Raw genomic sequence first — 958 nt, forward strand, 5'->3', positions numbered from 1 at the left:
CCAGGTCCATCGGTGGCTTGAGCATTGTGCAAACTCCATTAGCACTTGCTTATGTAGCATCCTCTAATATATTAGCAAGTGCTATCGGAGGAAATCATGGCGCAGCCCTGCATCGAAGCGTTCTTCGACGATGCCACCAATACGATCAGCTACCTCGTCGGCGATCCCGCCACGCGCGTTGCCGCGGTGATCGACCCGGTGCTCGACTTCGATCCGGCGAGCGGCGTCGCCGATACGCGCTCGGCCGAGGCGATCCTTGCCTTTGCACGCGATCATGGCTGGCGGATCGAGATGGTGCTGGAGACGCATGCCCATGCCGATCACCTGTCGGCCGCGCCGTTTCTCGCGGCGCAGACCGGGGCCTGGGTCGGTATCGGCGTGCATATCCGCGATGTGCAGAAGATCTTCCGTCCGGTCTTCGCGATGGATGACCTGAAGACCGACGGTTCGGATTTCGACCGGCTGTTCGAGGACGGTGATCGCTTCGCAATCGGCACGCTGGCGGTAGAGGTGCTGCACGTGCCCGGCCACACGCCCGCCGATCTGGCCTACCGGATCGGGGATGCGGTCTTCGTCGGCGACACACTGTTCATGCCGGATTATGGCACTGCGCGCGCCGACTTCCCTGGCGGCGATGCGCGCACGCTATACCGCTCGATCCGTCGCCTGCTCGCGCTTCCCGACGCCACTAGGCTGTTCCTGTGCCACGACTACAAGGCGCCCGGGCGCGACGACTATCGCTGGGAGACGACGGTAGGCGAACAGCGCCGATCAAGCGTCCATATCCATGACGGTGTAAGTGAAGATGCGTTCGTGACGATGCGCGAGCAGCGCGATGCCGGGCTGTCCGTGCCCAAGCTGTTGCTGCCCTCGATCCAGGTCAACATCCGCGCCGGGCATTTCCACCAGGCCGAGGCAAATGGCGTCACCTATCTGCGCATCCCGGTGAAGTGGAAAA

1 protein-coding gene is annotated in these 958 nt (G+C 62.7%); it reads left to right on the forward strand.

Annotated elements, in window-relative coordinates; translation table 11 throughout:
- Positions 1 to 96: 96 nt before the first annotated feature.
- Positions 97 to 958, forward strand: an 862-nt coding sequence (locus tag SAZ01S_RS23320; RefSeq protein ID WP_084584707.1) for an MBL fold metallo-hydrolase, incomplete at its 3' end; no start/stop codon positions are given.

Source organism: Sphingomonas azotifigens NBRC 15497 (assembly GCF_002091475.1).
Classification (GTDB): Bacteria; Pseudomonadota; Alphaproteobacteria; order Sphingomonadales; family Sphingomonadaceae; genus Sphingomonas; species Sphingomonas azotifigens.